General features: G+C 62.7%; 30 protein-coding genes. 13 read left to right on the top strand and 17 right to left on the bottom strand.

The window, feature by feature from the left end:
* Window position 1: 1 nt before the first annotated feature.
* Window positions 2-259, top strand: a complete 258-nt coding sequence (locus FCU66_RS07355; RefSeq protein WP_136620549.1) for a hypothetical protein — start codon at window positions 2-4, stop codon at window positions 257-259.
* A gap of 12 nt (window positions 260-271) precedes the next feature.
* Here FCU66_RS07355 and FCU66_RS07350 read toward each other — a convergent pair whose 3' ends face one another.
* The 4 genes from FCU66_RS07350 to FCU66_RS07335 form a co-directional block, all read right to left on the bottom strand.
* Window positions 272-1,330 (bottom strand): dipeptidase, encoded by a 1,059-nt coding sequence (locus FCU66_RS07350; protein ID WP_136620548.1) that lies wholly within the window; start codon window positions 1,328-1,330, stop codon window positions 272-274.
* A gap of 142 nt (window positions 1,331-1,472) precedes the next feature.
* Window positions 1,473-1,772 carry a GNAT family N-acetyltransferase gene (locus FCU66_RS07345; RefSeq protein ID WP_056587365.1) on the bottom strand — a complete coding sequence of 100 codons (300 nt, stop codon included), beginning with the start codon at window positions 1,770-1,772 and terminating at the stop codon, window positions 1,473-1,475.
* A 2-nt stretch (window positions 1,773-1,774) separates the two neighbouring features.
* A complete protein-coding gene (locus tag FCU66_RS07340) occupies window positions 1,775-2,395 on the bottom strand; it encodes an alpha/beta hydrolase (protein ID WP_136620547.1) in 621 nt (206 codons plus the stop codon).
* 4 nt (window positions 2,396-2,399) lie between these two features.
* A complete protein-coding gene (locus tag FCU66_RS07335; protein WP_136620546.1) occupies window positions 2,400-3,332 on the bottom strand; it encodes a VOC family protein in 933 nt (310 codons plus the stop codon).
* A gap of 187 nt (window positions 3,333-3,519) precedes the next feature.
* Between FCU66_RS07335 and FCU66_RS07330 the strand changes: the two genes are divergently transcribed.
* On the top strand, window positions 3,520-5,121 hold the full coding sequence (locus FCU66_RS07330) for an alkaline phosphatase family protein (RefSeq protein ID WP_181956535.1): 1,602 nt from the start codon (window positions 3,520-3,522) through the stop codon (window positions 5,119-5,121).
* 55 nt (window positions 5,122-5,176) lie between these two features.
* Here the strand turns inward: FCU66_RS07330 and FCU66_RS07325 are convergent, their stop codons facing one another.
* Window positions 5,177-6,514, bottom strand: a complete 1,338-nt coding sequence (locus tag FCU66_RS07325; protein ID WP_136618866.1) for a PRC-barrel domain-containing protein — start codon at window positions 6,512-6,514, stop codon at window positions 5,177-5,179.
* 288 nt (window positions 6,515-6,802) lie between these two features.
* Here FCU66_RS07325 and FCU66_RS07320 point away from each other — a divergent pair, with 288 nt between their 5' ends.
* Entirely contained in the window at window positions 6,803-7,723 is a 921-nt protein-coding gene (locus FCU66_RS07320) for a diacylglycerol/lipid kinase family protein (protein ID WP_136618865.1), read from the top strand.
* Between the two features lie 29 nt (window positions 7,724-7,752).
* Here the strand turns inward: FCU66_RS07320 and FCU66_RS41030 are convergent, their stop codons facing one another.
* Window positions 7,753-7,926: a hypothetical protein gene (locus tag FCU66_RS41030; protein ID WP_168991924.1), complete on the bottom strand. Its 174-nt coding sequence runs from the start codon at window positions 7,924-7,926 to the stop codon at window positions 7,753-7,755.
* Between the two features lie 160 nt (window positions 7,927-8,086).
* Between FCU66_RS41030 and FCU66_RS07315 the strand changes: the two genes are divergently transcribed.
* Window positions 8,087-9,619 carry a sensor histidine kinase gene (locus FCU66_RS07315; RefSeq protein ID WP_136618864.1) on the top strand — a complete coding sequence of 511 codons (1,533 nt, stop codon included), beginning with the start codon at window positions 8,087-8,089 and terminating at the stop codon, window positions 9,617-9,619.
* Window positions 9,620-9,632: 13 nt separating this feature from the next.
* On the opposite strand, the gene FCU66_RS07310 is transcribed toward FCU66_RS07315, so the two are convergent.
* The 3 genes from FCU66_RS07310 to FCU66_RS07300 form a co-directional block, all read right to left on the bottom strand.
* The gene (locus FCU66_RS07310; protein WP_136618863.1) at window positions 9,633-10,091 is read right to left on the bottom strand and encodes a hypothetical protein; all 459 of its coding nucleotides are present in this window, start codon (window positions 10,089-10,091) and stop codon (window positions 9,633-9,635) included.
* Window positions 10,092-10,102: 11 nt separating this feature from the next.
* Window positions 10,103-10,429 (bottom strand): ElaB/YgaM/YqjD family protein, encoded by a 327-nt coding sequence (locus FCU66_RS07305; protein WP_136618862.1) that lies wholly within the window; start codon window positions 10,427-10,429, stop codon window positions 10,103-10,105.
* Between the two features lie 129 nt (window positions 10,430-10,558).
* On the bottom strand, window positions 10,559-11,320 hold the full coding sequence (locus tag FCU66_RS07300) for a Crp/Fnr family transcriptional regulator (RefSeq protein ID WP_136618861.1): 762 nt from the start codon (window positions 11,318-11,320) through the stop codon (window positions 10,559-10,561).
* Between the two features lie 127 nt (window positions 11,321-11,447).
* Between FCU66_RS07300 and FCU66_RS07295 the strand changes: the two genes are divergently transcribed.
* A complete protein-coding gene (locus FCU66_RS07295) occupies window positions 11,448-11,852 on the top strand; it encodes a response regulator (protein WP_168991923.1) in 405 nt (134 codons plus the stop codon).
* Window positions 11,853-11,894: 42 nt separating this feature from the next.
* Here FCU66_RS07295 and FCU66_RS07290 read toward each other — a convergent pair whose 3' ends face one another.
* Window positions 11,895-12,446: a sigma-70 family RNA polymerase sigma factor gene (locus tag FCU66_RS07290; protein ID WP_136618859.1), complete on the bottom strand. Its 552-nt coding sequence runs from the start codon at window positions 12,444-12,446 to the stop codon at window positions 11,895-11,897.
* 3 nt (window positions 12,447-12,449) lie between these two features.
* Window positions 12,450-12,653 carry a NepR family anti-sigma factor gene (locus FCU66_RS07285; protein WP_109665148.1) on the bottom strand — a complete coding sequence of 68 codons (204 nt, stop codon included), beginning with the start codon at window positions 12,651-12,653 and terminating at the stop codon, window positions 12,450-12,452.
* Window positions 12,654-12,876: 223 nt separating this feature from the next.
* Between FCU66_RS07285 and FCU66_RS07280 the strand changes: the two genes are divergently transcribed.
* The 6 genes from FCU66_RS07280 (at window position 12,877) to FCU66_RS07255 (ending at window position 16,389) form a co-directional block, all read left to right on the top strand.
* A complete protein-coding gene (locus tag FCU66_RS07280; protein WP_136618858.1) occupies window positions 12,877-13,671 on the top strand; it encodes a response regulator in 795 nt (264 codons plus the stop codon).
* A 250-nt stretch (window positions 13,672-13,921) separates the two neighbouring features.
* On the top strand, window positions 13,922-14,089 hold the full coding sequence (locus tag FCU66_RS07275) for a DUF1328 domain-containing protein (RefSeq protein ID WP_013529282.1): 168 nt from the start codon (window positions 13,922-13,924) through the stop codon (window positions 14,087-14,089).
* A 184-nt stretch (window positions 14,090-14,273) separates the two neighbouring features.
* Window positions 14,274-15,305: a sensor histidine kinase gene (locus FCU66_RS07270; RefSeq protein WP_168991922.1), complete on the top strand. Its 1,032-nt coding sequence runs from the start codon at window positions 14,274-14,276 to the stop codon at window positions 15,303-15,305.
* 133 nt (window positions 15,306-15,438) lie between these two features.
* Window positions 15,439-15,618, top strand: a complete 180-nt coding sequence (locus FCU66_RS07265; RefSeq protein ID WP_136618856.1) for a hypothetical protein — start codon at window positions 15,439-15,441, stop codon at window positions 15,616-15,618.
* A gap of 114 nt (window positions 15,619-15,732) precedes the next feature.
* Window positions 15,733-16,059 (top strand): hypothetical protein, encoded by a 327-nt coding sequence (locus FCU66_RS07260; RefSeq protein ID WP_136618855.1) that lies wholly within the window; start codon window positions 15,733-15,735, stop codon window positions 16,057-16,059.
* An 84-nt stretch (window positions 16,060-16,143) separates the two neighbouring features.
* Window positions 16,144-16,389, top strand: a complete 246-nt coding sequence (locus FCU66_RS07255; RefSeq protein WP_015315393.1) for a YMGG-like glycine zipper-containing protein — start codon at window positions 16,144-16,146, stop codon at window positions 16,387-16,389.
* Between the two features lie 95 nt (window positions 16,390-16,484).
* On the opposite strand, the gene FCU66_RS07250 is transcribed toward FCU66_RS07255, so the two are convergent.
* From FCU66_RS07250 to xylF, 4 genes are all read right to left on the bottom strand, one after another.
* Window positions 16,485-18,113: a CHASE domain-containing protein gene (locus FCU66_RS07250; RefSeq protein ID WP_136618854.1), complete on the bottom strand. Its 1,629-nt coding sequence runs from the start codon at window positions 18,111-18,113 to the stop codon at window positions 16,485-16,487.
* Window positions 18,114-18,264: 151 nt separating this feature from the next.
* Window positions 18,265-19,065 carry an ATP-binding cassette domain-containing protein gene (locus tag FCU66_RS07245; RefSeq protein ID WP_136618853.1) on the bottom strand — a complete coding sequence of 267 codons (801 nt, stop codon included), beginning with the start codon at window positions 19,063-19,065 and terminating at the stop codon, window positions 18,265-18,267.
* A gap of 11 nt (window positions 19,066-19,076) precedes the next feature.
* Entirely contained in the window at window positions 19,077-20,429 is a 1,353-nt protein-coding gene (locus tag FCU66_RS07240; RefSeq protein WP_136618852.1) for a sugar ABC transporter permease, read from the bottom strand.
* Between the two features lie 246 nt (window positions 20,430-20,675).
* Window positions 20,676-21,716 carry a D-xylose ABC transporter substrate-binding protein gene (gene xylF, locus FCU66_RS07235; RefSeq protein WP_109665116.1) on the bottom strand — a complete coding sequence of 347 codons (1,041 nt, stop codon included), beginning with the start codon at window positions 21,714-21,716 and terminating at the stop codon, window positions 20,676-20,678.
* Window positions 21,717-21,986: 270 nt separating this feature from the next.
* Between xylF and FCU66_RS07230 the strand changes: the two genes are divergently transcribed.
* Entirely contained in the window at window positions 21,987-23,234 is a 1,248-nt protein-coding gene (locus FCU66_RS07230; protein WP_136618851.1) for an ROK family protein, read from the top strand.
* A gap of 83 nt (window positions 23,235-23,317) precedes the next feature.
* On the top strand, window positions 23,318-23,539 hold the full coding sequence (locus tag FCU66_RS07225) for a hypothetical protein (RefSeq protein WP_136618850.1): 222 nt from the start codon (window positions 23,318-23,320) through the stop codon (window positions 23,537-23,539).
* A 90-nt stretch (window positions 23,540-23,629) separates the two neighbouring features.
* Here FCU66_RS07225 and phoB read toward each other — a convergent pair whose 3' ends face one another.
* Together phoB and phoU are read right to left on the bottom strand one after the other, a co-directional pair.
* The gene (phoB, locus tag FCU66_RS07220; RefSeq protein WP_010911896.1) at window positions 23,630-24,319 is read right to left on the bottom strand and encodes a phosphate regulon transcriptional regulator PhoB; all 690 of its coding nucleotides are present in this window, start codon (window positions 24,317-24,319) and stop codon (window positions 23,630-23,632) included.
* Window positions 24,320-24,338: 19 nt separating this feature from the next.
* Window positions 24,339-25,046, bottom strand: coding sequence for a phosphate signaling complex protein PhoU (phoU, locus tag FCU66_RS07215; RefSeq protein ID WP_136618849.1), 708 nt, complete (start codon window positions 25,044-25,046; stop codon window positions 24,339-24,341).
* Between the last annotated feature and the right edge of the window lie 26 nt (window positions 25,047-25,072).

Below are 25,072 nucleotides of genomic sequence, written 5' to 3'. Positions count from 1 at the left end.
CATGACGGACGAAGCCGACAAGCAGCAAGAAGATGGGGAAGCAGCCGAGCAGTGGGAGCTGGTCAACACGCCGCTCGGCGAAAAATGGTCGGGCCGCACGCGCTATGCCGCCGCCATGTTCTTCTACAAACGCGACGAGATGACCTCCGAGACGCTCGAGGTCTACCGCATCTGCGCGCGGCTCGATTCGGAAGATCCGCTGCCGATCATCCGCGATCGCGGTGTCGGCAAGGACTGGCTGAAGCGTATGGGTGTCTAGTGCGACCTGGGTCTACCCAATCGTCTTTTCCAGCATATTGAGCCAGTTGCGATAGGCGATCTTTTCGATCAGCGCGCGGCCGAAGCCACGCGCCGCCAAGGCATCGATCAGCTTCGGCAGGCCGGCGACGTCGCCGATGACGGCCGGGATCATGGCGCCGTCGAAATCGGAGCCGAGGCCGACACCGTCTTCACCCAAAGCCTGCAGCAGCGAATCGACATGGCGCACCATGATGTCGAGGCTGGTGTCGGCATTCATGCGGCCGTCCTCGCGCAGGAAGCCGGTGGCGAAGTTCAGCCCGACCATGCCGCCTGACTCGCGGATCGCGCCGAGCTGCCAGTCGGTGAGATTGCGCGAATGGCCGCAGATCGCATGCACGTTGGAATGGGTGGCGACCAGCGGCGCATCGCTGAGCGTGGCGACGTCGCGAAAACCCTTCTCGTTGAGATGCGAGAGATCAATCATGATCTTCAACTGGTTGCAGGCCTTGACCAGCGCCTTGCCCGCATCGGTCAGGCCGGGCCCGGTGTCGGGCGAGGACGGAAAGCGGAACGGCACGCCGTGGCCGAAAGCATTCGGCCGGCTCCAGACGATGCCGAGCGAGCGCAGGCCGGCGGCATGCAGCACGTCGAGCATGGTAAGCTCGGGATCGATCGCCTCAACCCCTTCGATATGGAACACCGCAGCGATCGAACCCTGCGCCATGGCGTTGCGCACATCGCCGGCACTGCGGCAGACGGTGAGCGCTCCGGCTCGTTCCAGCCTAAACAGGATCGAGGCCATCGCGATCGTCGAGGTCAGCGCGTCATTGCGCGGAACCTCGGGCGGCAGCGGCTCGGCAGCGCTCGGCGCCAGCGGAACGGCGCTGCGCCTGGATTTCTCGACAGGCGGCGGGAAGATGGCGAACATGCCGCCGGCAAAGCCGCCGGCCTTCGCGCGCGGCAGGTCGATATGGCCGCCCGATTTCCCCTCGATGAACAGCTTTTCGACGTCCGTGTCTTTCGACTGGTAGAGTCTGAGCAACGTATCGTTGTGGCCGTCGAAGACGGGAACGAGGTCGGTTTCGGTCATAGGGGGATCATTCGGTTCGTTTGTCGGCAAGGGGCTGAGATACACCATATCTACTTAGGCAGGATGCGCCACCCGCGCAAATGCCAAAGCCATCCCGATGGGGTGGCAGCCGCTTGCCGCGCCGTTTCCGAGCGACGAAATCCTATTGCTTCAGCACGTCGGCCCATTCCTGATGGCGGCGGAACTGGGCGTTGGCGAAGGGGCAGAGCGGGATGATCTTCTTGCCTGCCGCGCGCGCATCCTCGACGGCGCGGGTGACGAGCCGAAGCCCGGCACCCTGGCCGCGAAATGCGTCCGGCACCTCGGTATGGTCGATGATGATCTGGTGCTCGCCGATCTTGGTGAAGGTCATCTCGGCCTCGGCGCCACCGGGTCCGCGCAGGACATAGCGACCCTTGGAACCACGATCTTCAAGTTCGATCTCAGGCAGTTGGTCAGGCATCGCTATACTCCTTGGGCAGCACCGGCAAAGAACCGCCGCGCCGCCTCGATCTCGTTTGGCCGCACCTCGTGCCCGCCTTCATGCCATTCCACTGTGACATCGGCGCCGTCGGCACGCAAATAGGCTTCGAGCCGCGTCGTCAGGTTCGGCGGGCAGATCGGATCGCGCTTGCCGGCGGTCAGCAGAATATGGCGGCCGGCGAGACTGCCCTTCACCTTCGGTTCGAACGGAATCAGCGGATGCATCAGCACCGAGGCATCGAGCAGCGCTGGTGCCGCAAACACCACCGAGGCCAGGATGTTGGCGCCGTTGGAATAGCCGAGACCCAGCACGACCGACGGCTTCGCCGCCTCGACATGGGCCTTGACGAAGCCCGCCATCTTGTCCGTCGCCCGTGTCAGATCGTCCATGTCGTAGACGCCCTCGCCGGTGCGGCGAAAGAAGCGCGCCGCACCATGTTCAGACACATCGCCGCGCGGCGAGATGATGGTTGCCTGGGGCGCGAGATCGCGCCCCAGCGATAGAAGCTGGTTCTCATCGGCCCCCGTGCCATGGAACATGAACAGCAGCGGACCGCCCGACGAACCGGGCAGCAGCTTGTGGATGTAAGCGTCCTTGCTCATGGCCTCAGCCTTCCAGCTTCTGCAGATGCTGTTCGAGATAGGGCCGCAGGTGCTGATGCTGCGTCGGCAGCTTCAGCGCCTCGCCGAGATGAGCGGTGTCCTCATCGCGATCGAAACCCGGCTCGTTGGTGGCGACTTCGAACAGCACGCCGCCCGGCGTGCGGAAATAGATCGCCCAGAAATAGTCGCGGTCGATCACCGGCGTCACGCCATAGCCGGTATCCATCAACGCCTTGCGCACTTCGAGCTGCTTGGCGCGGTTCTCGACGGCGAAGGCGACGTGATGGACGGAGCCGGCGCCGAGATCGGCGAAGGCCGCGGTCGGCAGCGATTCGATATCGACGACATCGGCGCCGTTGCCGTTCTTCAAGGCGAGCCGCCTGACATTGCCGGACTTGGCGACTTCCTCATAGCCCATGAACTTCAGCAGCTCCTCAGTGGCACCGCCATCCTTCAACCGGAGCGACACGGAATGAAAGCCGCGGATCGCCTCATCAACAGGGACGCCGCCTTTCGCCCATGGCGCTCTGCCGTCAGCCTTGTCCTCGACCAGCGCGAAACCGTCGCCATCCGGTCCGGCAAAGGCCAGACGCTTCTCGCCGAATGTCTCTTCGCGCGACAGGCCGGTGACGCCCTCATCGGCAAAACGCTTTTCCCAGTATGCGAGCGTGCCTTCCGGCACCGAGTAGACCGTGGTGCCGACTTCGCCGACGCCATGCCGGCCCTTGCCGATGTCGGGGAACGGAAAATAGGTCATCACCGAACCGGGCGTCCCGGCCTCGTCGCCGTAATAGAGGTGGTAGACATCAGGCGCGTCGAAATTGACGGTCTTCTTGACCCGGCGCTGGCCGAGCTTTTTGGTGAAGAACTCATTGTTCTGGCGGGCATCCCTCGCCATCGACGTGACGTGATGCAGGCCTTTGATCTGGTCGAGCATTGTCTTGCTCCTTCCGTTGGTGCTTGTGCGGCTCTCGCCGCTGTCCACGCCAATATGAGGACGCGACCGCTTTGGGCAAAGGCGGCAAACACAGAATGGACTGTGCTGTAAAAGTGAACAATTGAAAGAAGTTTGTTCACCAATTGACCCCCAAGACAGGCTTGCGCCGGCACCAGAATTCGGTTCCATGAGCGGCGTTCGACCATTCCAGGACAAGGTATCGCGCGTGATTGGAAAAACCAGGCGGCCTAATATTCTGCTGATCACATGCGACCAGTGGCGCGGCGATTGTTTGTCGTCTGCGGGCCATCCGGTTGTGAAGACGCCGAATGCCGACGCACTGGCCGCAGAGGGTGTGCTGTTCAAGCGGCACTATGGCGGCGCGGCGCCCTGCTCGCCGGCCCGCGCCTGTCTCTACACCGGCCTCTACCAGATGAATAACCGCGTCTGCCGCAATGGCACGCCGCTCGACGCCCGTCACGGCAACATCGCGCTGCACGCGCGCGGTTTGGGCTATGATCCGACGCTGTTCGGCTACACCGACGTCTCGCTCGACCCGCGCCTGCTGGCGCCGGGCGACCCGCGGCTGCAAAGCTATGAGGGCGTGCTGCCGGGCTTTACGGTGCGCCAGTTGCTGCCCGAACATCAGAAACAGTGGCTGTCCTGGCTGAAGCAGAGGGGTATCGACACCAGCGCCGGATCTCCCGACATCCATCGACCGGTGAACGGCGACAAGGCCGGCGCTGTCAGCAATGCACCGCCCGTCTATTCCAGCGACGAGACTCCGGCCGCCTTCCTGACCGGCGAATTCACGCGCTGGCTTGGCGAGCAGGACGACGCCGCGCCATGGTTCGCGCATCTTTCCTTCATCAGCCCGCACCCGCCCTTCATTGTGCCGGAACCCTACAACACGATGTATCAACCTGCCGATGGCCCGGCCTTCCGGCGCGCGGCAAGCTGGCAGGAAGAGGCGGAAAGCCATCCCTACCTCGCCTATGACATTGGCCGACAGAAGCAGGCCAGGTTCCGTCCCGACGCCGGTGGCAAGGTGCACGACTGGAGCGACGACGACTTCCGCCGCATCCGCGCGATCTATTACGGCATGATCTCCGAGGTCGACGCGCAGCTCGGCCGCGTCTGGCAAGCAGTCAAGGACGCGGGCGCGTGGGACGACACCATCATCGTGCTGACGTCAGATCACGCCGAGATAATGGGCGACCATTTCATGCTGGGCAAGGGCGGCTACTTCGACGGCAGCTACCACATTCCGCTGATCATCCGCGATCCCAGCCACCGCAAGGCGGCCGGCGGCAGCGTCGATCGCTTCACCGAAGCGGTGGATATTGTGCCGACGCTTCTCGACCTGCTTGGCGAAGACCCCGCACCACATCTCGATGGCTATTCGCTGAAGCCATTCCTGAGCGGTGGAATTCCTGCGTCATGGCGCGATGCCGCCCATTGGGAGTTCGACTTCCGCTCGATTGCCGGGGGCGATGCCGAAGCGCATTTCAGCATCGGCTCGCGGCAGTGCAACCTCGCTGTGATCCGCACGGAAAAATTCAAATATGTGCATTTCGGCGGCAACCTGCCGCCACTGCTGTTCGCCCTGGAAACAGATCCGGGTGAATTGAACAACCTGGCCAAGCACCCGGCTTATCTCGCCGCGCGGCTGGAGTTCGCCGAACGGCTTCTCGCCTGGCGGGCCGAACATCTCGACCAGTCGTTGGCGTTGGCAGAGCTGACGGAGCACGGTGTTGTCGGCCATGTCGCTAGGGCAGTACGCGAATAAGGCAGTAGGGAACCGAACCGGTTCGACGACGGTCCAACCCTACTGCCCTACTGCCCTACTTCACAATCAAGCGCTGCTGGTCCCGCTTCTCCGCATAACTGCCCTTGTCATAGGCGGTTTGCGCCTCGAGCTGTTCCTTGGTGAAGGTCGTGTACAGGTACTTCTTGCCGTCCTTGTCGGTCATGAATTTGAGATTATCCACGCCGACCGCGACTTCCTTTTCGCCAATGCCGAGGAAGCCGCCGACATCGACGATCACCGCGTCGGTCTTGTTGTCGGGCGTCAGCACGACATCGCCGATCTCGCCGACCTTGGCGTCGTTGGCGCCGTAGACAGCGGTGCCCTTCAGATCGTCGGCACGTATCTCGCCAACCGGCATTTCCGTCAGCGTCGACTTGTCGATAGCTGCCGTCTGCGTCTGGTCGGGAGCCGAGGCATCAGGGGCCGCCGGAGCCGCTGCCGTGTTGTCCACTGGCGCGACAGCGGGAGCCGTCGTGTCGGATGGCACGGCGGCCGGAGCGGTTGCCGCCGGCTCGTTGGAAGCCATCGTTGCCGGCACCGGATCATAGGCCTTGCGGTTGAAATCCGGCTGCGCCTGCAGCTCTTCCTTGGTGGTCTGGGCCACCAGCCAGCGGTCGCCGTTCTTCTCCGCCCACTGCGCCTTGGAGAAATCATAGGCGACATTCTTGGCGCCGAGGCCAAGGAAACCGCCGACTCCGATGACCAGCGACTCGGCCTTGCCTTCCCTGGTCAGAACGATGTCGTTGACGCTGCCGATGTTCTGCGCGTCATCGCTGGTGCCGTTGTAGACGGTTTCGCCGATGATGTTGGTGGCGAGGTTGCCGTCGGCGCGCTTCACGGGTTCCGCCGGCGCGGCATTCAGGTCGACAGGCTTCTGCGCGGTGTCCGTCGTTGCGGGCGCCGTCGGAGCGGCTGCATCGGTCGATGCGGCAGGTGCTGGGGCCGGACCATAAGGCTTGCTGTCGAACTCCGGATGCGCCGTCAGCTCGTCCCTGGTCGTCGGGGCGACCAGCCAGCGGTCGCCGTTCTTCTCGGCCCATTGCAGCTTGTCATAGTCGAAAGCGACGTTCTTCGCCCCGACACCCAGGAAGCCGCCGACGCCGATGACGACGGATTTCGCCTGGCCGTCCTTGTCGAAGACGACGTCGCTGACCTTGCCGATGCTCTCGGCATCGTCGCCGGTGCCGTTGTAGACAGACTCACCGATGATATTGGTGACAATGCTGCCCTCGGCGCGCGGCAGGGGAGCGGCGGCGGCAGGCTCCTGAACGGCAGGCGCGTCCGCTGGTGCCGGCGTTGTCGCGTTCTGCGCATGGACTGCGGTCGCGATCAGCGTTGCGAGTGCGGTCGTGGCTAGAAGATTGCGGATCATGATAGTCTCTCCTGATGCGTGATTTCGTGCACGCCGCGCCCGGTTGAACCCGTCGCTGGGGAGATCTGACGCGGCAGCTTCTACAGTTCACAACGTCGTGAGCATGCTGTTGTTCCGACAAAAAGCCGCGGAGTCCGTGGCACGAAATCAACAGGCGTCTCCGCCACAGCCTTAAGACCGATCGCGGATTTCGCCGCACACGGAACCTTTCCCACCTCGCCGCGTTGCAGCCTGTGGCTGGGTTTGTCTTTGTCCCGGTCCGACCATGGTCGAATAACGGAGTAGGGCATGAAATTCGCAGCGGTGCTGAACCAGGACGGCGGCACCTTGCGGACCACTGACCTTGCCGCTTTCTCCGACAGGATGCGCCAGGCGCTGGAGACGGCAGGTCACTCTCTCAGCATCGAGATTGTCGCCGGCAAGGACGTGGTGGAAACGCTCGACAGCGCGGCTTCACGCCGCTCCGTCGACGTCGTGCTGGCCGGTGGCGGCGACGGAACCATTTCCGCCGCCGCCGCCCGGCTGATGGGGACGAAGAAGGCGCTTGCCATATTGCCGGCCGGCACCATGAACCTGTTCGCGCGCGGGCTGGGCATTCCGCAGTCCCTGGATGCCGCGCTGAAATCCTTCACTGACGGCGAAATCATCGCGGTCGACATAGCGACCGCCAACGGCCGGCCGTTCGTTCACCAGTTCTCGATCGGCATGCATGCGAAGATGGTGCAGCTGCGCCAGAAGATGGAGTTCGGTTCTCGCCTGGGAAAGATCCGCGCCTCGGCCAAGGCGGCTTGGGCGACGATCAACAATCCACCGGCGATGAACGTGACGCTCAGCATCGGCGAAGCCGAGATAGCGGCCCGCATCACCGGCATCGGCATCACCAACAATTTGTTCGGCGAAGGCCACTTGCCTTACGCCGACAACCCGGCGGGCGGCGTGCTTGGCGTCTATGTCACGGTGGCGCAGCAGCGCGCCGAACTGGTCAAGTTCTTCTTCAACATGGCGCGCGGCAAATGGCGCGACAACGAACATGTCGAAATCCATCAGGCGGACAGAACGGTCCTGAAAATCCATTCAGGGGACCGGAAGTTCCGCGCCGTGATGGATGGAGAACTGGTCAGGCTTGAGCGTGAAACGACGATCGAAATCCAGCCGGGCGCGCTCAATGTCCTGGTGCCGGCCAGCGTCGCCGAGGCGAAGGCTGCCTGATGCGATTCGAACCCATTGCAGCCGACAAGCTAGCCACTGGGAGCACTGCCCTGTTGGGTCGTGTCCGTCTTGATCAATTCGCCATAAATCTCGGCGGCGCCCCAGGCGACAAACGCCAGCAGCAACGCAGCGATCAGAATGCGCAGGCCATGCCGGCCCCAGCGCCCCTGACGGGCTTTGTCCTCAGGAATGATCTTGACCATGGTCGGCCCTCGGATCGGTTTGCGCCAGCCGGCGTGTCCGGCAAAACAACATGGTCGGGTAACGGTTCCTCGCTAGGATGGTTCCGACCGATCGGCTGGTTCTGGACCGACAGACCGGCGAAGCGACGGCGAAGACCAAGACGGGGCAACGGGGACCTGGGTGAATAACAAGGCGGAAACAGTGCCGGATCTGCCGGCCGAAATTGCGCGGGCGGTCAGCGCCGAAGACCGGCTGGCCGTGCTGCACGGGCTGGAGATGCTGGATACGGCTGCCGACCCGGATTTCGACCGCATCAGCAGCCTTGCCGCGGCGGTGATGCAGGCGCCGATCGCCCTGGTCACGCTCGTCGACGACGAGCGGCAGTGGTTCAAATCCTGCTTCGGCCTGGACGAGACCGAAACCGCGACCGACATCTCCTTCTGCGCTCATGCGATTGCCGCCGGCGAAGAGCCGATGGTGGTGGCGGATGCAACGACGGACCCACGTTTCAAGGCCAACCCGCTGGTCACCGGCAAGCATCATGTCCGCTTCTATGCCGGCGCGCCGATGGTCGTGGCAGGTGCCCGCATCGGCACGCTGTGCGTGCTGGACCGCAAGCCGCATGCCTTTCCATCCCGCGCCGAACTCGACCAACTGAAGGCGCTCGCCGGCCTTGCCGCCAGCCTGTTCATCTTGAAGGATGCGACCCGCAGCGGCGCCATCGCCGAGGCCGCACTGGTGCGCGAGGAAAAGCGACGCGCCATCGCGCTCGATGCGGCGTCGCTCGCCAGCTGGGCCTGGGACATCCGCACCGACATCATCGAATGCGACACCTTGCTGTCGGAGCTGTTCAACCTGCCGCGCTCGAACCGGCTGCGGGCACGCGACATCCTCACCGCCATCGATCCGCGCGACGTCTACCAGACCGAAACCCGCTTTCGCGACGCCTTGACCGGCAGCGACGACTATTTCGGCGAATACCGGGTGAAGGGCTTTCATCCGCCGCGCTGGCTCGCCACGCGGGGCCGTGTCATCGAACGTGACGGCGACGGCAAGCCGACGCTGATCTTCGGTGTCAACTACGACATCTCAGAGCGCAAGCTTGGCGACGAGCGGCAACGGCTGCTGCTGCGCGAGCTCAACCATCGCGTCAAGAACACTTTGGCGACCGTCCAGGCGCTGGCGACGCAGACCGTGCGCCATGCCCGCCAGCCGAGCCAGTTCCTCGAGGCCTTCGGTGCCCGGCTTCAGGCTCTGGGCATCGCCCACAATCTGTTGTCGGACCGCGAATGGCGCGGCATCGGCATCCGTGAACTCGTCCAGATCGAGGTCAGGCCTTTCGAAACGGCCGAGCAGCCGCGCATGACGATCTCCGGCGACGACTTGCTGCTGTCGCCCGACCAGGCCGTCGGGCTTGGCTTGATCCTGCATGAACTGGGCAGCAATGCACTGCAATATGGATCGCTGTCGGTGGTATCAGGCAAGGTCGATCTCGGCTGGAAAACGCAAGGCAGGAAGGGGGCCCGGCGCCTTGTGCTGACCTGGCGCGAAAGCGGCGGCCCGCAAGTCGCCCCGCCGGAACGGCACGGCTTCGGCTCGATCCTCATCCGCCGCAGCCTTGCCAAGGTCATTTCAAGCGAAGTGACCCATGAGTTCCGGCCGGAAGGCGTGTTTGCCGAAATATCGATGCCGCTGGAAGATCTGTCGAAGTGACCTCCCAACAGCTCTATTTCCGCTCGCTCTCATCTGGATCGTCGGATTTCACGTTCTCGCGGTAGATCGCGTAAGCCGCGAGCGCCACGGCTGGGCCCAGAATGACGCCGAGACCGCCTTTTCCCTTGAGCAGCGTCGGCAACACGGCGAGTGCGGCGGCGATACCGATCGCCTTGATGTCGGCATTGCGGCGTTGCGCCCGGCGCCGGGCGCGCGAGCCTGCCGATATCTGGTAAATCAGCAGGATCAGTCCGGCCAGCACCAGAAAGCCCGCGCCAAGGCCCAGTGCGGCGGCAAGCGACCCATAGCGCATCGCCGTCCAGATATAGGCTGCCCCGACCAGAAAGCCGAGACCACAGAGCGCTGCCGATAGGGCGAGCCCATAGACGATTGCCGCCGTGCGCGCCCGGCGCACGGCGGCAACGGTTTCGCCCGAGGCGAGACCCGAAATCAGGGATGCCAGCATTCCCATCTGCAATGCGACTAGCGACGCGCGATGAGCGCGAAGAGGAAGCCGACGCCGGCAGCGATCGCCAGGGACGTCACCGGCTTTTCGCGCACGCTGGCCATCATCTGCGCTTCGATGTCCTTGGCGTTGCTGCGCAGACTGTCAAAGGCTGCTTCGCCCTGCGCGCGCAGTTGCTCGACACCTTCCGTGGCCGCGCGGCGGGCAGTGCCATAGCCATGCTCGCCGGTCTTGGCCAATTGCTTGGTGAGCTTGTCGATGTCGGCCTTCAATTGCTTGATGTCGGCTTCCAGGTCCGCATTTGCGCGGGCGTCGTTTGCGGTCTTTCCTGCGGCAGTTGCCATGGCTTAACTCCTTGTGATTGCTCGATTTCAAACGCGCCGCGCGCCTCAAGGTTCCGGCATTGCGGACAAAGTAGCCGAAAACGCATCCGTGCGCACCCGATCCGCTGGCTCTGGCAAAAAGGCGCTTCGTCAGATCAGCGGCCGGCGCACCTCGCCCAGCCCTTCCCAGCCAGCGAGGCGCTTGAGCCCTTCACTATCGGTGACCTGGCAACCGCCGTCGCGCCAGACGATCAGCTTGCGATCCATCAGCTTGCGGATCGTCTTGTTGGTGTGAACCAGCGACAGGCCGAGCGTGTCGGCGACGTGTTGTTGCGTGATCGGTATCTGGATGGACTGCTTGCCGTTCAGCCCGACGACCTTGGCCCGGCTGGCGATGAAGGCGATAAGATAGGCGGCCCGCTCGATCGCGCTGCGACGCCCGAGGCTGAGCAGATTTTCATCCAGCATGCGCTCTTCGCGCGAGGCGATCCAGGTGATGTCGTAGGCGAGCCCTGGATGATTGCGATAGAGCTCGTGCAGACACTCGCGCTCGAAAACGCACAGCAGCATCGGCGACAGGGCCTCGACGGAATGCTGCATCTCGCCCATCACACTGCCCTGCAGGCCGATCAGATCGCCGGGCATGAGATAGTTGAGGATCTGGCGGCGGCCGTCCTGCAACAGCTTGTAGCGGAACGCCCAGCCGGAGAGCACGGTGTAGAGATGGGCGCTGTGGCTGCCCTCGACCAACACGGTAGCCCCCTTGTCGACGGCGAGTTCGCCCTTCTTGAATGTAGTGATGAAGGCCAGCTCCTGTTCTTCGAAGTCGCGGAAAACCGGCAACGGCCGCAATGGGCAGTTCTCGCAAGAATGCTGGCGGCTGGAGAAGGCTCGACTGTTCTGGGCTGACATTTCGACCCCTCTTCGAAAGCCCGCTCTTTGGAAGAGCTGCGTTTCAACGCGTTGCAAGGATTGAGGTTCCGCCACCGGCCACATGTCTTTTTTAAATGACAGCACGCCAATTAGCGATCATGACTCCATGCGTTTCAAGGAGTCCTTGCCAGTGCCCACATTGCTTGACGGATTGCGAATTCTCGTCCTGGAGGATGAATTTCTCATCGCTATGGATGTCGAGCAGCTTTGCCGTGACCATGGCGCCGGTGAGGTGGTCATCGCCCGCGATCTGACCGAGGTCGATGGCCGGGAGGTCGCCACGCAATTCGACGCGGCCATTGTCGACCTCATGCTGGGCGGCGCCTCGACACTCGATTTCGCCTCGGGGCTGCGCGCGGCAGGCGTACCTTTCGTGTTTGCGTCGGGCTATTCGGATGCCGATGAAATCAAGGCATCCTTTCCGGGCGTCAGGCTGGTCGGCAAACCCTATTCGGGTGAAGACCTCGTGCAAGCGGTGGCGGCAGCCTGCGGACGCGCTTCTCCCGGTTGAGCGCGATCCCGATCATTGCGGATCGCGCCTGGCGATCGCAGGTCAGCTGGCCGGCGAGCCCGTTACCTGGGTCGAAATCGCATCCGGACCATACTCGTCTTCGCCTGATATCTTCAGGATCTCCTGCAAGCGCGTGCGGGCTCGGCTGACGCGGCTCTTGATCGTCCCGACCGCACAACCGCAAATCTCGGCGGCCTCCTCGTAGGAGAAACCCGACGCACCGATGAGGATGATGGCTTCGCGCTGGTCCTCCGGCAATTGTTCGAGGGCGCTGCGAAAATCCTTCAGGTCGAGCTGGCCATGCTGGGCCGGATGAACGGCAAGCCTGGCCGTCATGATGCCGTCGCTATCCTGTACTTCGCGCCCGCGCTTGCGCATCTGCGAATAGAATTCATTGCGCAGGATGGTGAAAAGCCACGCCTTGAGATTGGTGCCAGGCTGGAAGCTTTCGTGCTTATCCCACGCCTTGACCAGCGTTTCCTGGACCAGGTCGTCGGCCTTGTCGGCGTTTTGCGTCAGCGACACGGCAAAGGCGCGCAGGCTTGGGATCGCCCCAAGCAGATCGGTCTTGAAGCCTTGGGAGACCGCGGCCATGCCTCAGTCCTTCTTCTGTGCGGGTTCGGCCTGTTCCAGTTGGCTAAGCAACTGGGAAAAGCGATCCGGCACATCGTCGGAGACCAGCTCGTCGTAATATTGTTTGAGTTTGCGCCCGATTTCGGAGTTCGGCCCAAGGGCGTCACCGGAACCATTCCGGCGCCTGCTCTCGGCGCCAGCCAGAATATCTTTCGTCATATCCTTCATTTTGCCCTTGTATTCCCAGCGCCCAAGCCGCTCACAATATTACTCAACACAACGCAAGCGACACCCTCGTCTGGTTGCCCATCCCGACTTCAAACGCCGTCCCGACGCATTAGTTCCATCAAGGCCGGAACTTTTTCTCAAGATCGGCGTTGTTTGACCGGGCTTGCAATCAGCTTGACCGGCAATCTATGCAATCACGTCATTCTGAGGGAGACGTCTTACCATGAGCTTATCCGCCACCATCGCGCCAAATCTGCCATTCCTGCGCCGCTTCTCGCGGGCCGTTTCCGGATCGCAGGAGAGTGGCGATGCGCTGGTCGCCGCGATGCTCGAAGCCATCATCGCCGATGTCGAAATCTTTCCCGAGGCATCGAGCGACCGCATCGCTCTGTACAAGGTTTTTGCCAAGCTGTTCACATCGGTCGCCATCCGCGTCCCACAGGAGCACGCGCAATCGGCATGGGAACAGCGCGCCGCCGCCAATCTGAATGCAATTGCGCCGCGCCCGCGCCAGGCCTTCCTGCTTGTTGCCGTCGAAGGCTTCAGCGAGGACGAGGCGGCCGAGATCCTCGATGTCGGCGACCAGGAGTTTTCAGAGCTGCTTGCCCAGGCAAGCAACGAGATATCCCGTCAGGTGGCAACCGACGTGCTGATCATCGAGGATGAACCGCTGATCGCCATGGACATAGAAGAAATGGTCGAGAGCCTCGGGCACCGCGTCGTTGGAACGGCGCGCACCCATGCCGAGGCGGTGATGATGTTCGGCAAGACACGGCCCAAGATGGTGCTGGCCGACATCCAGCTTGCCGACGGCAGTTCGGGCATTGAGGCCGTGAACGAGATTCTGTCGTCGACATCGGTGCCGGTCATCTTCATCACCGCCTTTCCCGAGCGTCTGTTGACTGGGGAGCGTCCCGAACCGGCCTTCCTGGTCACCAAGCCGTTCAATCCCGACATGGTCAAAGCGCTGATCAGCCAGGCGCTGTTCTTCGACCGTCAGGCGAAAGCCGCCGCATAGTCGGGAATTGGAGAGTGGAGAAATTGAAGAATTGACGAACCCAAGGCGATAGCCTCGCTCGCCGATTCTCTCCAGATCATCAATTCATCAATTCCTCACTTCGTGCCGCCTGATGCACGCATCGGGCGGCGACGGCGAATTTCCCGCGCCTCCTGCTCTGAACGATTTGCAAGCATCGCCTTTTTCGGCAAAGGGTGGAACAAACCGCACCTACCCACGTTTTCATCGCACCATTCGAAGGAGATGGATCATGCTTTACTGGGCGCTCGTATTTCTCGTCGTGGCGATCATTGCCGGCGCGCTTGGTTTCGGCGGCATCGCCGGTACGTCTGCCGGCATAGCGCAGATATTGTTTTTCATCTTCCTCGCGTTCCTGGTCATTTCGCTTCTTGCGGGCCTGTTCAAACGAGCATCGTGAGGACGAACGGCGACCGAACACTGGAAGCCGCACCCCTCAAACGGCTTCCAGCCACCGCCGGGCGGTATCCTGCAAAGGACACCGTCCGGCGGACCGCTTTTGGGGGCTGGTTTGCGGGAAATCTCTTTTGGGAACCCATTCAACAGTAAGCCGTTCAGCCTGAGTTGGGTGGACAGATTGGCAGATGCGTTCCAGAACCGGAGATAGGAAAGACGACGTGCAAAGCGATGAAGTCATCGCCCTGCATCCTGCCGAAAGCGGCATGCAGCTTGGACGGGCTCTTCTCCACGCGTTGCACAATGCCGGCATTTCCGTTCTCTACCAGGATCGCGAGATGAAAACCGTATGGGCGCGCAACATGCGCGCGCCCTGGGTTTCCGACACCGCCGACAGCAACGGCATCCTGCCGGCGGCGCAGGCCGACCGCATCGGCGCGGCCAAACGCGACGTCATCGCATCCGGCAACCCGCAACGTCTCGAGATCGGCGTTCCCGTCGAGGATGGCATCCGCTGGTTTCAAGTCTGGATCGATGCCGACCACGGCGATGGCGGCACGGTGCAAGGCGTCGTCACTACGATGGTCGAAACGACCGAGCAGAAACGCCGTGAGCAGACCCTGACGACGCTGTTGCGCGAAGTCAGTCATCGCTCGAAGAACCTGCTGGCGATCATTCAAAGCATAGCCACCCAGACCGGACGCTACTCCGACGGCATCGGTGATTTCCTGACACGCTTTCGCGGCCGGCTGCAATCGCTGGCTTCGTCCCAGGATCTCGTGACCTCTTCCAATTGGCGGGGTGCTGCACTTCGCGAACTGGTATCGGGCCAGGTTGGCCGCTACGGTGGGGATCCGGTGCGCAGCCTGCGTTTTCAGGGGGCAAACCCCTATCTCAATCCGAACGCTGCCCTGCATATCGGCCTTGCCATGCATGAACTCGCCGTCAACTCGGTGAGCTATGGCGCCCTGTCGCGGCCCGATGGATTCGTCGAGGTTACAGCCAACCTGACCGCCGGCGACACTGGGACCTCCCTGTCTCTGACCTGGGCCGAAGCGATCGGAGCCAATGATAACAGGCGCAGCGAGAAGCGTTTTGGCAGTGTAGCACTCGAACGGGTCGTGCCGGCGTCGCTGAATGGTACGGCGACGCTTGAAATCGCGGCTGGTCGCCTCGAATACCGCCTTGTCGTTCCGCACGGCAATTTCGAGACGGATTGAGCGACCCGCACCAGGTCCTTAACCGGCTATTCACCATAAAAGCCGATGCTGTATTTCCCAGATACCGCTGGAACCTGTTGCATCTTCGAACATTTCCGCAGCAGGACTTGCAGCATGGTGCGGGAGGAATGCCTTGACGGTTGCCGACATGAACAGACTGGAACAGGCCGCTCGGATCTCTATGGGCGAGTTTGAAGACTCCGAGGCATCCGCGCCACCGCTGCCCGCTGTTCCTCACGCTTCGTTGCGCCTCGTCGCTCTGGGTCTGGCTGCGGTTATCGTCGCGGTGGTCCTCTTCCAGCTGGCTTACTGACCCCGCGCCACCTGCGGCCCCTTTGTCTCTCCCATGTTAATTCGCTGGTAGGTCTTGCAGTGCAGGAACTTTGCGGAATGTGGACCGTTACTGTGGCGAGAGGACGTTTTCGCCATGGAACACATCGCCGCATTGCTGCTGGTCATCGGCTGCTCGAACACGATGGTCGATTGCCGTGAGCTTCAAGTCCCTGTCAGTGTTTTCGAAACCGCCGACCAATGTGTCGCCGAACGCCCGTTCGCGATGGGAGACGTGCAGGGGCAGGCAGAACACATCGTCGCCAAATGCCTTGCGGTCGACCCGGCGCTCGAAGATGACTACGACCAGGTGGTGTGGAAGGTCGGCCCGGACGGCCGTCTCGACGCATCCTTGGAGATTTCAAAAATCGTGGTTGCGTCAAACATGACGCGCCCCGAAAAAGACTATCTTAGCCAACAATAAATTCGAGCGGGCAACGGGCGCCATTTCATGCTAAATGGCGGTTGGAGCTTATTAAAGTGAGGACACAAAGTGAGGAGTGACTCTATGCGGAAGATACTTATTGCCATGGTTGCTGTGGTCGCGGTCAGTGGCTGCACCTCGACCGAGCAGGACGTTGTTGGCGGCGGCTTGATCGGCGCCGGTGTCGGCGGCCTGGTCGGCGGCGGCAAGGGCGCGCTGATCGGTGCGGCCGTCGGTGCCGGTTCCGGCCTGCTGGTGCGCAACCTGCGCAATGGCTATTGCCAGTATCGCGATCATCGCGGCCGGATCTACACGGCGCGCTGCAACTAGTTCGGCGATAATCGAAACCTGATCCGGAGACCGGCTCGCCGGCCTCCGGATTTTCGATGTTTGGATGCTCGATCCTGGCCGCCTGACGATCGCCGTCAGTTTGCCAGGGGAATTTTGATTTCCACGTTCAACCCATTGGCCCGGAAATCGCGCTTGATTGTGCCGCGCAATTCGCGCGTGACGTTGAGATCGATCAGCTTGGTGCCGAATCCGGTCTTGGGCGGCGCTTCGAGTTTCTTCTGCCCGGTTTCGCGCCAGTTGAGAGCCAGCGTCCTGTCGCGCCCGCGCCCTTCGAGCGACCAGTCGACCTTGAGCGCGCCAACTGAATTGCCGGCCTCGCCGTATTTCAGCGCGTTCGTCGCCAGTTCGTGGAAGGTGAGGCCGAGCGCTTGCGTCGTGGTCTCGTCGAGCAGCACCTGTGGCCCCGACAACAGCTCTTCGGGCAGCTCCTTGCCGAACACCTGACCCAGCTCGATGCGCAGGAGATCGCCAAGATCGGCCTTCTGCCAGCGCGAGCGCGTCAGCATGTCCTGGGACGCCGCCATTGCCTGCAGCCTGGCCGAGAAGGATGCGGAAAACTCATTGACGTCGGTGGCCCGCGATGCCGTCTGGCGCGCGATCGCCAGCACCCTGGTGATCGAATTCTTGATGCGGTGCTTCATCTCCTGCAGCATCAGGTCTTTTTCGAGCAGGCTCTTTTCCGTCGTTTCGTGCAAGCGCGACGCCGCCTCATAGGCCCGCTCCTGATACCGCGCCACCAGCGCTATGGCGCCCGCCAGCAACAGGCCGAACAGCCCCAGCATCACCGGAATGGCGCGCGACGACGGCTGCGAGAAGGCGCTCGTCGGCCGGAACAGGACAGTCCAGGGCCGGCCGGCCACCATGATCTTGCGGGTGACCAGCAGCCTGTCCCCGAAGGTCGAAGCCGGGGGCGTCTCCGACCGGAACAACAGATTATCGCCGTTCACCGCACCGTCGCCATCGTAGATTTCGGTGTTGACCGGCAGCAGCGGCGACCGGCTGAGCGCGGTCTGGAACAGGTCGCGAGCCCGAAAGGCCGCATAGAGAAAACCGGCCGTGGAGGATCTGGACGCATTGATGACGTCGGGTGCGGTTTCGATATTGAGCCGCACGAAAACGAGGAAGCCGGTGAACGTCTGCGCGGCACCCGTGTCCTGGCCCAGTTGCACCAGCCCGCTGGCGTGCTGGTGGTCGTCCGACATCGCCTTTTCGATCGCCGCGCGCCGCACCGGTTCGCTGAACATGTCGTAGCCGATGCTGCCCTGGTTGGACGGGTCGAGCGGCTCGAACAGCACGATGGGCGCGCGCCAGGGCTGCGTGGTGTCAGGATAGATTGGATGGTTGACGCCATGGTCGTGCAGCATATCGCGCTCGACCGCCGCCTCGTCTCCGGTCTTCGCCAGCCTGAGATAGCCGATGCCGCGCAAGCCGGCAAAATTGTTGTCGACATCGAGCGCTTTGAAGAACGCCTTGAACTCGTTGCCGGAAATATCGCCGTTGCGGGCGTCGAACAAGGCTTGCGTCGAGCGCAGCAGCGACAAATGCAGGTCGATGCGGCTCTCGATCCGGTTGAGCGCGTCATCGGCCGTCGCTTCGAACTTGATGCGGGCGGCCTCCTGCGTCGCGAAATAGGCGAACCCCGCCATCGTCATGCTGATCAGCGCAACGGCGATGAACGCGACGATTGGAAAAAGCTTCTTCAACGGATGATGTGGTCCCTGAGCGAATTGGGACCTTTATGGGCAAGTCGCCGCGCCAACACAATGGCAAGGCCAAGCCATGCTGACGGCTGGCATATCACGTGTCCGGCAACCCGCGACCTGGCCTGACCTCAGGCCGCGATCTTCAGCGGTCTCAGGCCGCGATCTTCAGCGCGCCCGGTCCGGGAATGGCGCCGGGCGGGCATCTACCCAGAATGATCATGCCGAGCACCTCGTCCTGGGTCACATCCGTGGTGCGCGCGGTGCCGACGACCTGGCCGTTCTTCATGACGCAGACCCGGTCGGCAAGCTCGAACACGTCGTGGATGTCGTGGCTGATCAGGAAGATGCCGATGCCGTCCGACTTGAGTTGCTTGACCAGTTCGCCGACCTGCGCCGTTTCCTGCGGGCCAAGCGCTGCCGTCGGCTCGTCCATGATCAGGATGCGTGCGTTGAACAGGATGGCGCGCGCGATCGCCACCGATTGCCGCTGGCCGCCCGACAGCTTGATCACCGGCTCCTTGAAGCGCTGGAAGCGGGGATTGAGCCTCCCCATCACCTTGCGCGCCTCCGCCTCCATGGCAACGTCGTCGAGCGTGCCCCAGGCGGTCATCAACTCGCGGCCGAGGAACAGATTGGCGGCCGCATCGACATTGTCGGCCAGCGCCAGCGTCTGGTAGATCGTCTCGATGCCGTATTTCTTGGCGTCGCGCGGGTTGGAAATCGATGCCTCCTGGCCGTTGACGAAGATCTGGCCCGCATCGCGTTTGTAGGCGCCGGACAGGATCTTGATCAGCGTCGACTTGCCGGCGCCGTTATGGCCGAGCAGCGCCACGACCTCGCCGGGGAAGAGATCGATCGAGGCGTCGTCGACGGCGCGAATGCCGCCAAACGCGATCGAGATGTTGCGCATATCGATCAGCGCAGTGGCTGCAGGAACAATCTTGTCAATCATGGCCATGCCTCCTAGACGCGCTTGCGATAGACGGTGTCGAGCCAGACGGCGATGACCAGCACGGCGCCGACGACGATGCTCTGCAGCGGCGAGTCGACGCCGAGCAGCACCATGCCGGACTGCAGCGACTGCATCAGCAGCGCGCCGAGCATGGCGCCGATGATCGTTCCCGAGCCACCGGCGAGCGACGTGCCGCCAATGACGGCGGCGGCAATGACCAGCAGCTCGTCCAGCGTTCCAAGCACGTTGGTCGCCGAATTCTGCCGGGCCGAGGAGATCGCGGCGGCGATTGTGGCCAGCACGCCCATGATCATGAACACCTTCATGGTGACCCAGCGTGTGTTGATGCCGGCGAGATTGGCCGCCTCGGGATTGCCGCCGATGGCAAAGACATAGCGGCCGAAACGAGTGCGGTTGGTGATGAAGGTCATGACCAGCCCGACGGCGATCGCCATCAGCACCGGTATGGCGATGCCGTGAGCGATGAACAGGCCGCCTTCGGGAATGGTGATGTTGTTGGCGGTCGCATACCGGTTCACGATGCCGATCGGCCAGGGATAGGAATTGGCGAGCCAGACCGCACCCATGATGACGGCGCAGGTGACGACGCCGAGCAGCGTCTCGGCCCAGATCGGACGCAGCGGAAACCGGAAACGCTTGCGCTGCACCCGCCCGTTGAAGAGCGCAAACCCCACGGCAAGGCAGGCGACGATCCCGCCGACCCAGCTCCAGGTCGCGCCGATCGATCCCGCCGGACCACCGCCCATGAGCTGAAAGGTGGCATCAAGCGGCGCCACCGTCTGGCCGCTGGTGACCCACCAGGCGGCACCGCGCCAGACCAGCAGGCCGCCCAGCGTGACGATGAAGGCGGGCACTTCGAGATAGGCGATGACGAAGCCTTGAAAGGCGCCGATCAGCAGGCCGAGCGCCAGGCCGATGACCAATGCCAGGACCCAGATCCACGGATTGCCGAGTTCGAGCCCGACAAACCGGACCAGGAAATGCACCTGGGCAAATCCCATCACCATGCCGATCAGGCCCTCGGCGGAACCGACGGACAGGTCGATGTTGCGCATGACGATGACCAGCACCATGCCGCAGGCCATGATGGCGACCGCCGATGTCTGCACCGACAGGTTCCACAGATTGCGCGGCGTCAGAAAGGTGCGGCTGTCGAAATCGAGTGGATTGACGCCGAGGCGCAGGCTGGAAATGACATGCAGCCCGATCCAGATGATCAGCAGGGCGCCGACCATGCCGAGCATGCGGGTGTCGATCTCGGTCGCCTTCAGGAACCGGGCGACCGCGCCGAGCTCCGACGCACGCGCGGTGTCGGCCTGCGGGTTGGACGTCGTATCGGTCATGATTTCCTCCCACCGGCTGGCCGTCTGACGCGGATGCCGGAACCCAGCCTAGAATGGTTCACCGTTTCACGGAAACGCCGAACCGTTCTATCTCTTTGTTTTGACGCAATTCCGGACGGAAAACCGCTACGCACTTTTCCTGGAATTGCTCCCGAAGCTATCCGCGTGATGCGGAAACACAAATCTTTTTGAGAAAACGCCGCGGCTTTTGGGCCGCGGCGTTCAGATATTTCGACGTGATCCAGATCAGTTGCAGGCCGCGACGGTGCCGGCGGCGACGCCCGCGCAGACTTCGTCCTTCTTGATCCAGCCGGCGTCGATGACGACGTTGAGATTGTCCTTGGTGATGGCAACCGGGGTCAGGAACAGCGACTTGACGGTGTTGCCGCCTGGTGTCGTGAAGTCCTTGGCACCGGCAATGTCGCTCGTCTTCTTGCCGTCGGCGAGCTGCGAGGCGATTTCGGCGGCGTTCTTGCCGAGTTCGCGCGCGTCCTTCCACACCGACACGGTCTGTGTGCCGAGCGCGATGCGGTTCAGCGCGGCGTGGTCGCCGTCCTGACCCGAGACCGGCACGGTGCCGGCAAGGCCCTGCGCCGTCAGCGCCGCGACGACGCCGCCGGCGGTGCCGTCATTGGCCGCGACCACGGCATCGACCTTGTTGTCGTTGGCGGTGAGGAACTGTTCCATATTCTTCTGGGCGTTGGCGGGCAGCCAGCCGTCCGTATACGCCTCGCCGACATTCTTGATCTTGCCGCTGTCGATGGCTTCCTTGAGCACTTCCATCGAGCCCGAGAACAGGAAGTCGGCATTCGGATCGGCACCCGAACCCTTGATGAAGACATAGTTGCCTTCCGGCTTGACCTTGAACACTTCGCGGGCCTGCATGCGGCCGACTTCCTTGTTGTCGAAGGTCAGGTAGAAGACGTCCTTGTTCTCGATCAGACGGTCATAGCCGACGACCGGAATGCCTTCGTCCAGCGCCTTCTGCACCGCCGGGCCGATGGCCGAGGCATCCTGCGCCAGGATGATCAGCGAATTGGCGCCCTGCGAGATCAGGCTTTCGACATCGGTAAGCTGCTTGCCGGGATTGGACTGGGCATCGGCGGAGATGTACTTGTCGCCGGCGGCCTCGATCGCCGTCTTCATGGCGGCCTCGTCGGTCTTCCAGCGCTCTTCCTGGAAGTTGGACCACGAAACGCCGATGACCTTGTCCTTCGCCTGCGCGACCGACGCGAGCGTCAGCGACATGGCGACACCCGCCAGGATGGCGGCTGTGAATCTTTTCATAATATCCTCCCTGCGCCGCGTATGGCGCGACCAAACTGACCCGAAGGCCGGCACAGAGGCTCTATTTTTTCGAGCCTCGAAAAAATACTGGTCCAACACCCGAACGCTGTCAACATCGATTCTGATGGATTTTGATGTGCTCGCGAATTTTTTTCGAGCCCCGGAATAAATAAATGACAGAGTGGGCGGCTTCTGCCAGTATTTGACTGCGTTGCCGACAGCGTTCGAGGGGCACGGAGAACCGCGGCGACCGGGAGGACTTGAAGAAACATGTCGGTCGGAATCCGCCACGACGATTTGCGCCGGCGCAACCGGGCGATGGTGATTGCGGCCGTGCGCCGCGCCGGACAACCGTCCCGCACCGAGATCGCGGCGACCACGGGCCTCAGCCACTCGACCATATCGGCGATCTCCTCCGACCTGATCGGCGAAGGCATCCTGACCGAAAGCAAGCCGAGCGAGGCCGGTTCGCTCAAGCGCGGCCGGCCGCAGGTCGGCCTCGGCCTCAATCCGGAAGCGGCGGCGGTGATGACCGTGGTGCTGTCGCTGAATTTTCTCTCCGTCGCCGTCATCGACTATGCCGGCCAGGTAATCGCCGAGGAACAGCGCCGGCTGGACACGCTGACCATGTCGCGCGACGCGCTGATCGGCGAATGCACGGCAATCGTGCGGCGCCGTCTCGAGGACCCCGATCTCGATGTCCGCAGCGTCGCCCGCATCGCGCTGGCAATCCAGGGCATTACCGACACCCATGCCCGCGCCATGCTGTGGTCGCCGATCACGCCGCACACGGATATCGCCTTCGCCGACATACTTGAAGACGAGTTCGGCATCCCCGCCACCATGGAGAATGACTGCAACATGATGGCGATAGCGCTACGCTGGCGCGATCCTGATCGCTACCGCGACGATTTCATCGCCATCCTTTTGTCGCACGGCATCGGCATGGGCCTGGTGCTGAAGGGCGAGTTGTTCACCGGCACCCATTCCTCGGGCGGTGAGTTCGGCCACATGATCCATCGGCCGAACGGTGCGCTGTGTCGCTGCGGGCGGCGCGGCTGCGTCGAAGCCTATGCCGGCAACTACGCCATCTGGCGCAACGCCAGGCAGCTGGGTGAGGACGCAGAACCCGTCGCCGATGTCAGTGACGCCGACATGCGTGCCCTGGCGACCGCGGCCCGCGAAAGGGACGGGCCTGAGCGCGAGGCCTATCGCAAGGCCGGCGAAGCGCTCGGCTACGGTCTCGGCAGCCTGTTCGCGCTGATCGATCCGGCACCCGTCGCCATGGTCGGCGTCAGCGCCGCCGCCTTCGACCTGATCGAGCCGGCATTGCGCAAGGCGATTGCCCAGACCGCCGGCGGCCAGCACTCGAAATCGATTTCCTTCGACACCGAGCCGAACGAACTGCCGCTGATCCGCGAAGGCTGCGCCATGCGCGCACTGACCTTCGTCGACCAGGAGATTTTTGCACCCGGCGTGCAGGCGAGAGCTGGCTCGGTTGGGAAGAATGTCGCCTGAGTGCGGGCGCCAGATCCGGGAAAGCTGTGAAGTGGAGTGACCGCTGATGGCGAAACGTTCATCTCGCTGAGGTAGCGTACGGCATGGTCAATAGAGGTACGATCGCCCTTATACTGACGCTGATCGCCTATACGATTGGCATGATTGCCTACGCGCTAGCCACAGGAGAAATCAGAGGAAGATACGATTGGATCAAGTTTGCCGAGAATCCGATAAGTTTTCGGGATTGGTTCTTCCTTCATGTGATCGGAGCAACGGCCCTGATTTTTTTCCTCTGGAAATTGCGCAACCGCCCCCGCGCATAACTACCGGTCGAGCCAATTGCGGTCGTTGCCGGTCGCCCTGATGGCTGACTTTGAATCCTGGTCCCGATTTTTCCAAGACGCAAGCAAGCTCTAATCCTCGCGGATGGCGTAGCCCGCGCCCCGGATTGTGCGGATGACATCCGGCATGCGGCCATTGTTGACCGCCTTGCGCAGCCGGCCGACATGCACGTCGACCGTGCGCTCGTCGATGTAGATCGTCTCGCCCCAGACATTGTCGAGCAGCTGGCTGCGCGAGAAGACGCGGCCGGGATGGCGCATCATGAATTCGAGCAGGCGGAATTCGGTCGGTCCGAGCCGGATCTCGCTCTTCTTGCGATAGACCCGGTGCGATTCACGGTCGAGCACGATGTCGCCGACCTTGAGCACGCTGGACAGCACTTCGGGCTTGGCGCGGCGCAGCAGCGCCTTGACCCTGGCCATGAACTCCGGCGTCGAGAACGGCTTGACCAGGTAATCGTCGGCGCCGGTCGACAGACCGCGCACGCGGTCGCTCTCCTCGCCGCGCGCGGTCAGCATGATGATCGGCAGCCGCTCGGTCTCGGGACGCATTCTTAGCCGACGACAGAGTTCGATGCCGGAAACCGCCGGCACCATCCAGTCGAGCACCAGAAGGTCGGGAACGTTCTCCTGCAGCCGGATCTCGGCCTCGTCGCCGCGGGTCACCACCTCGACCTGGTAGCCTTCGGATTCGAGATTGTAGCGGAGCAGCACGCCTAGCGGCTCCTCGTCCTCCACCACCATGATGCGTGGCGCGATCATCGGCTGGTCACCCCTGTCGTCATGCCGCCGGCGCGGACATTGCCGTCTCGTCCTGCTTCGGACGATTGGCGGGCAGCTGCGTACCGGTCAAAACATAATAGGCATTTTCGGCGATGTTGGTCACATGGTCGCCGATGCGCTCGAGGTTCTTGGCGCAGAACAACAGATGCGTGCAGGCCGTGATGTTGCGCGGGTCTTCCATCATGTAGGTTAGGAGCTCGCGGAACACCGAGGTGTATTTGACGTCGATGCGCTCATCGTTGTTTCTGAGCGTGGCGAGCGCTGCCGCGTCAGCGGCGGCATACTCGTCGATGACGCCCTGCACCTGGATCAGCACCAGTTGCGCCATCCCGTCGATCGAATGCGACAGGTCGCGCGGCGTGACGCTCAGCCCGACAGTGCCGACGCGCTTGGCAATGTTCTTGGCAAGGTCGCCGATGCGCTCGAGGTCGCTGGCCATGCGGATCGAACCGACCACCGCACGCAGGTCGTTGGCCATCGGCTGGCGCTTGGCGATCAGCGTGATGGCGCGATCGTCCAGCTCGCGCTGGCGTGCATCCATGATGGCATCGTCGGAAACCACCCGCTGCGCCAGCGCATTGTCCGAATTGAGCAATGCCTTGGTCGAGCCACTGACCATCGAGCGGGCGAGATCGCCCATGTCGCGGATCAGCTGGCTGATCTGCTCCAGATCCTCATCGAAAGATGCGACGGTATGTTCACCCATGATCTTCGTCCCTCGTATGCCTGAAC

Source organism: Mesorhizobium norvegicum (genome assembly GCF_004919685.1).
Lineage (GTDB): Bacteria > Pseudomonadota > Alphaproteobacteria > Rhizobiales > Rhizobiaceae > Mesorhizobium > Mesorhizobium norvegicum.
Note: the sequence above shows the minus strand (reverse complement) of the source record. Positions and strands in the feature narration are given on the sequence as shown.

Coding starts and splice junctions, on each gene's coding strand:
- xylF (WP_109665116.1), bottom strand. CDS start 21,716: ATGAAAAGATTCACAGCCGCCATCCTGGCGGGTGTCGCCATGTCGCTG.
- FCU66_RS07305 (WP_136618862.1), bottom strand. CDS start 10,429: ATGGCAACTGCCGCAGGAAAGACCGCAAACGACGCCCGCGCAAATGCG.
- FCU66_RS07345 (WP_056587365.1), bottom strand. CDS start 1,772: ATGCCTGACCAACTGCCTGAGATCGAACTTGAAGATCGTGGTTCCAAG.
- FCU66_RS07225 (WP_136618850.1), top strand. CDS start 23,318: ATGGTCAATAGAGGTACGATCGCCCTTATACTGACGCTGATCGCCTAT.
- FCU66_RS07240 (WP_136618852.1), bottom strand. CDS start 20,429: ATGACCGATACGACGTCCAACCCGCAGGCCGACACCGCGCGTGCGTCG.
- FCU66_RS41030 (WP_168991924.1), bottom strand. CDS start 7,926: ATGGTCAAGATCATTCCTGAGGACAAAGCCCGTCAGGGGCGCTGGGGC.
- FCU66_RS07295 (WP_168991923.1), top strand. CDS start 11,448: ATGCGTTTCAAGGAGTCCTTGCCAGTGCCCACATTGCTTGACGGATTG.
- FCU66_RS07310 (WP_136618863.1), bottom strand. CDS start 10,091: ATGGGAATGCTGGCATCCCTGATTTCGGGTCTCGCCTCGGGCGAAACC.
- FCU66_RS07290 (WP_136618859.1), bottom strand. CDS start 12,446: ATGGCCGCGGTCTCCCAAGGCTTCAAGACCGATCTGCTTGGGGCGATC.
- FCU66_RS07255 (WP_015315393.1), top strand. CDS start 16,144: ATGCGGAAGATACTTATTGCCATGGTTGCTGTGGTCGCGGTCAGTGGC.
- phoB (WP_010911896.1), bottom strand. CDS start 24,319: ATGATCGCGCCACGCATCATGGTGGTGGAGGACGAGGAGCCGCTAGGC.
- FCU66_RS07280 (WP_136618858.1), top strand. CDS start 12,877: ATGAGCTTATCCGCCACCATCGCGCCAAATCTGCCATTCCTGCGCCGC.
- FCU66_RS07355 (WP_136620549.1), top strand. CDS start 2: ATGACGGACGAAGCCGACAAGCAGCAAGAAGATGGGGAAGCAGCCGAG.
- FCU66_RS07335 (WP_136620546.1), bottom strand. CDS start 3,332: ATGCTCGACCAGATCAAAGGCCTGCATCACGTCACGTCGATGGCGAGG.
- FCU66_RS07230 (WP_136618851.1), top strand. CDS start 21,987: ATGTCGGTCGGAATCCGCCACGACGATTTGCGCCGGCGCAACCGGGCG.
- FCU66_RS07350 (WP_136620548.1), bottom strand. CDS start 1,330: ATGACCGAAACCGACCTCGTTCCCGTCTTCGACGGCCACAACGATACG.
- FCU66_RS07285 (WP_109665148.1), bottom strand. CDS start 12,653: ATGAAGGATATGACGAAAGATATTCTGGCTGGCGCCGAGAGCAGGCGC.
- FCU66_RS07320 (WP_136618865.1), top strand. CDS start 6,803: ATGAAATTCGCAGCGGTGCTGAACCAGGACGGCGGCACCTTGCGGACC.
- FCU66_RS07325 (WP_136618866.1), bottom strand. CDS start 6,514: ATGATCCGCAATCTTCTAGCCACGACCGCACTCGCAACGCTGATCGCG.
- FCU66_RS07275 (WP_013529282.1), top strand. CDS start 13,922: ATGCTTTACTGGGCGCTCGTATTTCTCGTCGTGGCGATCATTGCCGGC.
- FCU66_RS07330 (WP_181956535.1), top strand. CDS start 3,520: ATGAGCGGCGTTCGACCATTCCAGGACAAGGTATCGCGCGTGATTGGA.
- FCU66_RS07300 (WP_136618861.1), bottom strand. CDS start 11,320: ATGTCAGCCCAGAACAGTCGAGCCTTCTCCAGCCGCCAGCATTCTTGC.
- FCU66_RS07245 (WP_136618853.1), bottom strand. CDS start 19,065: ATGATTGACAAGATTGTTCCTGCAGCCACTGCGCTGATCGATATGCGC.
- FCU66_RS07260 (WP_136618855.1), top strand. CDS start 15,733: ATGGAACACATCGCCGCATTGCTGCTGGTCATCGGCTGCTCGAACACG.
- FCU66_RS07340 (WP_136620547.1), bottom strand. CDS start 2,395: ATGAGCAAGGACGCTTACATCCACAAGCTGCTGCCCGGTTCGTCGGGC.
- FCU66_RS07270 (WP_168991922.1), top strand. CDS start 14,274: ATGCGTTCCAGAACCGGAGATAGGAAAGACGACGTGCAAAGCGATGAA.
- phoU (WP_136618849.1), bottom strand. CDS start 25,046: ATGGGTGAACATACCGTCGCATCTTTCGATGAGGATCTGGAGCAGATC.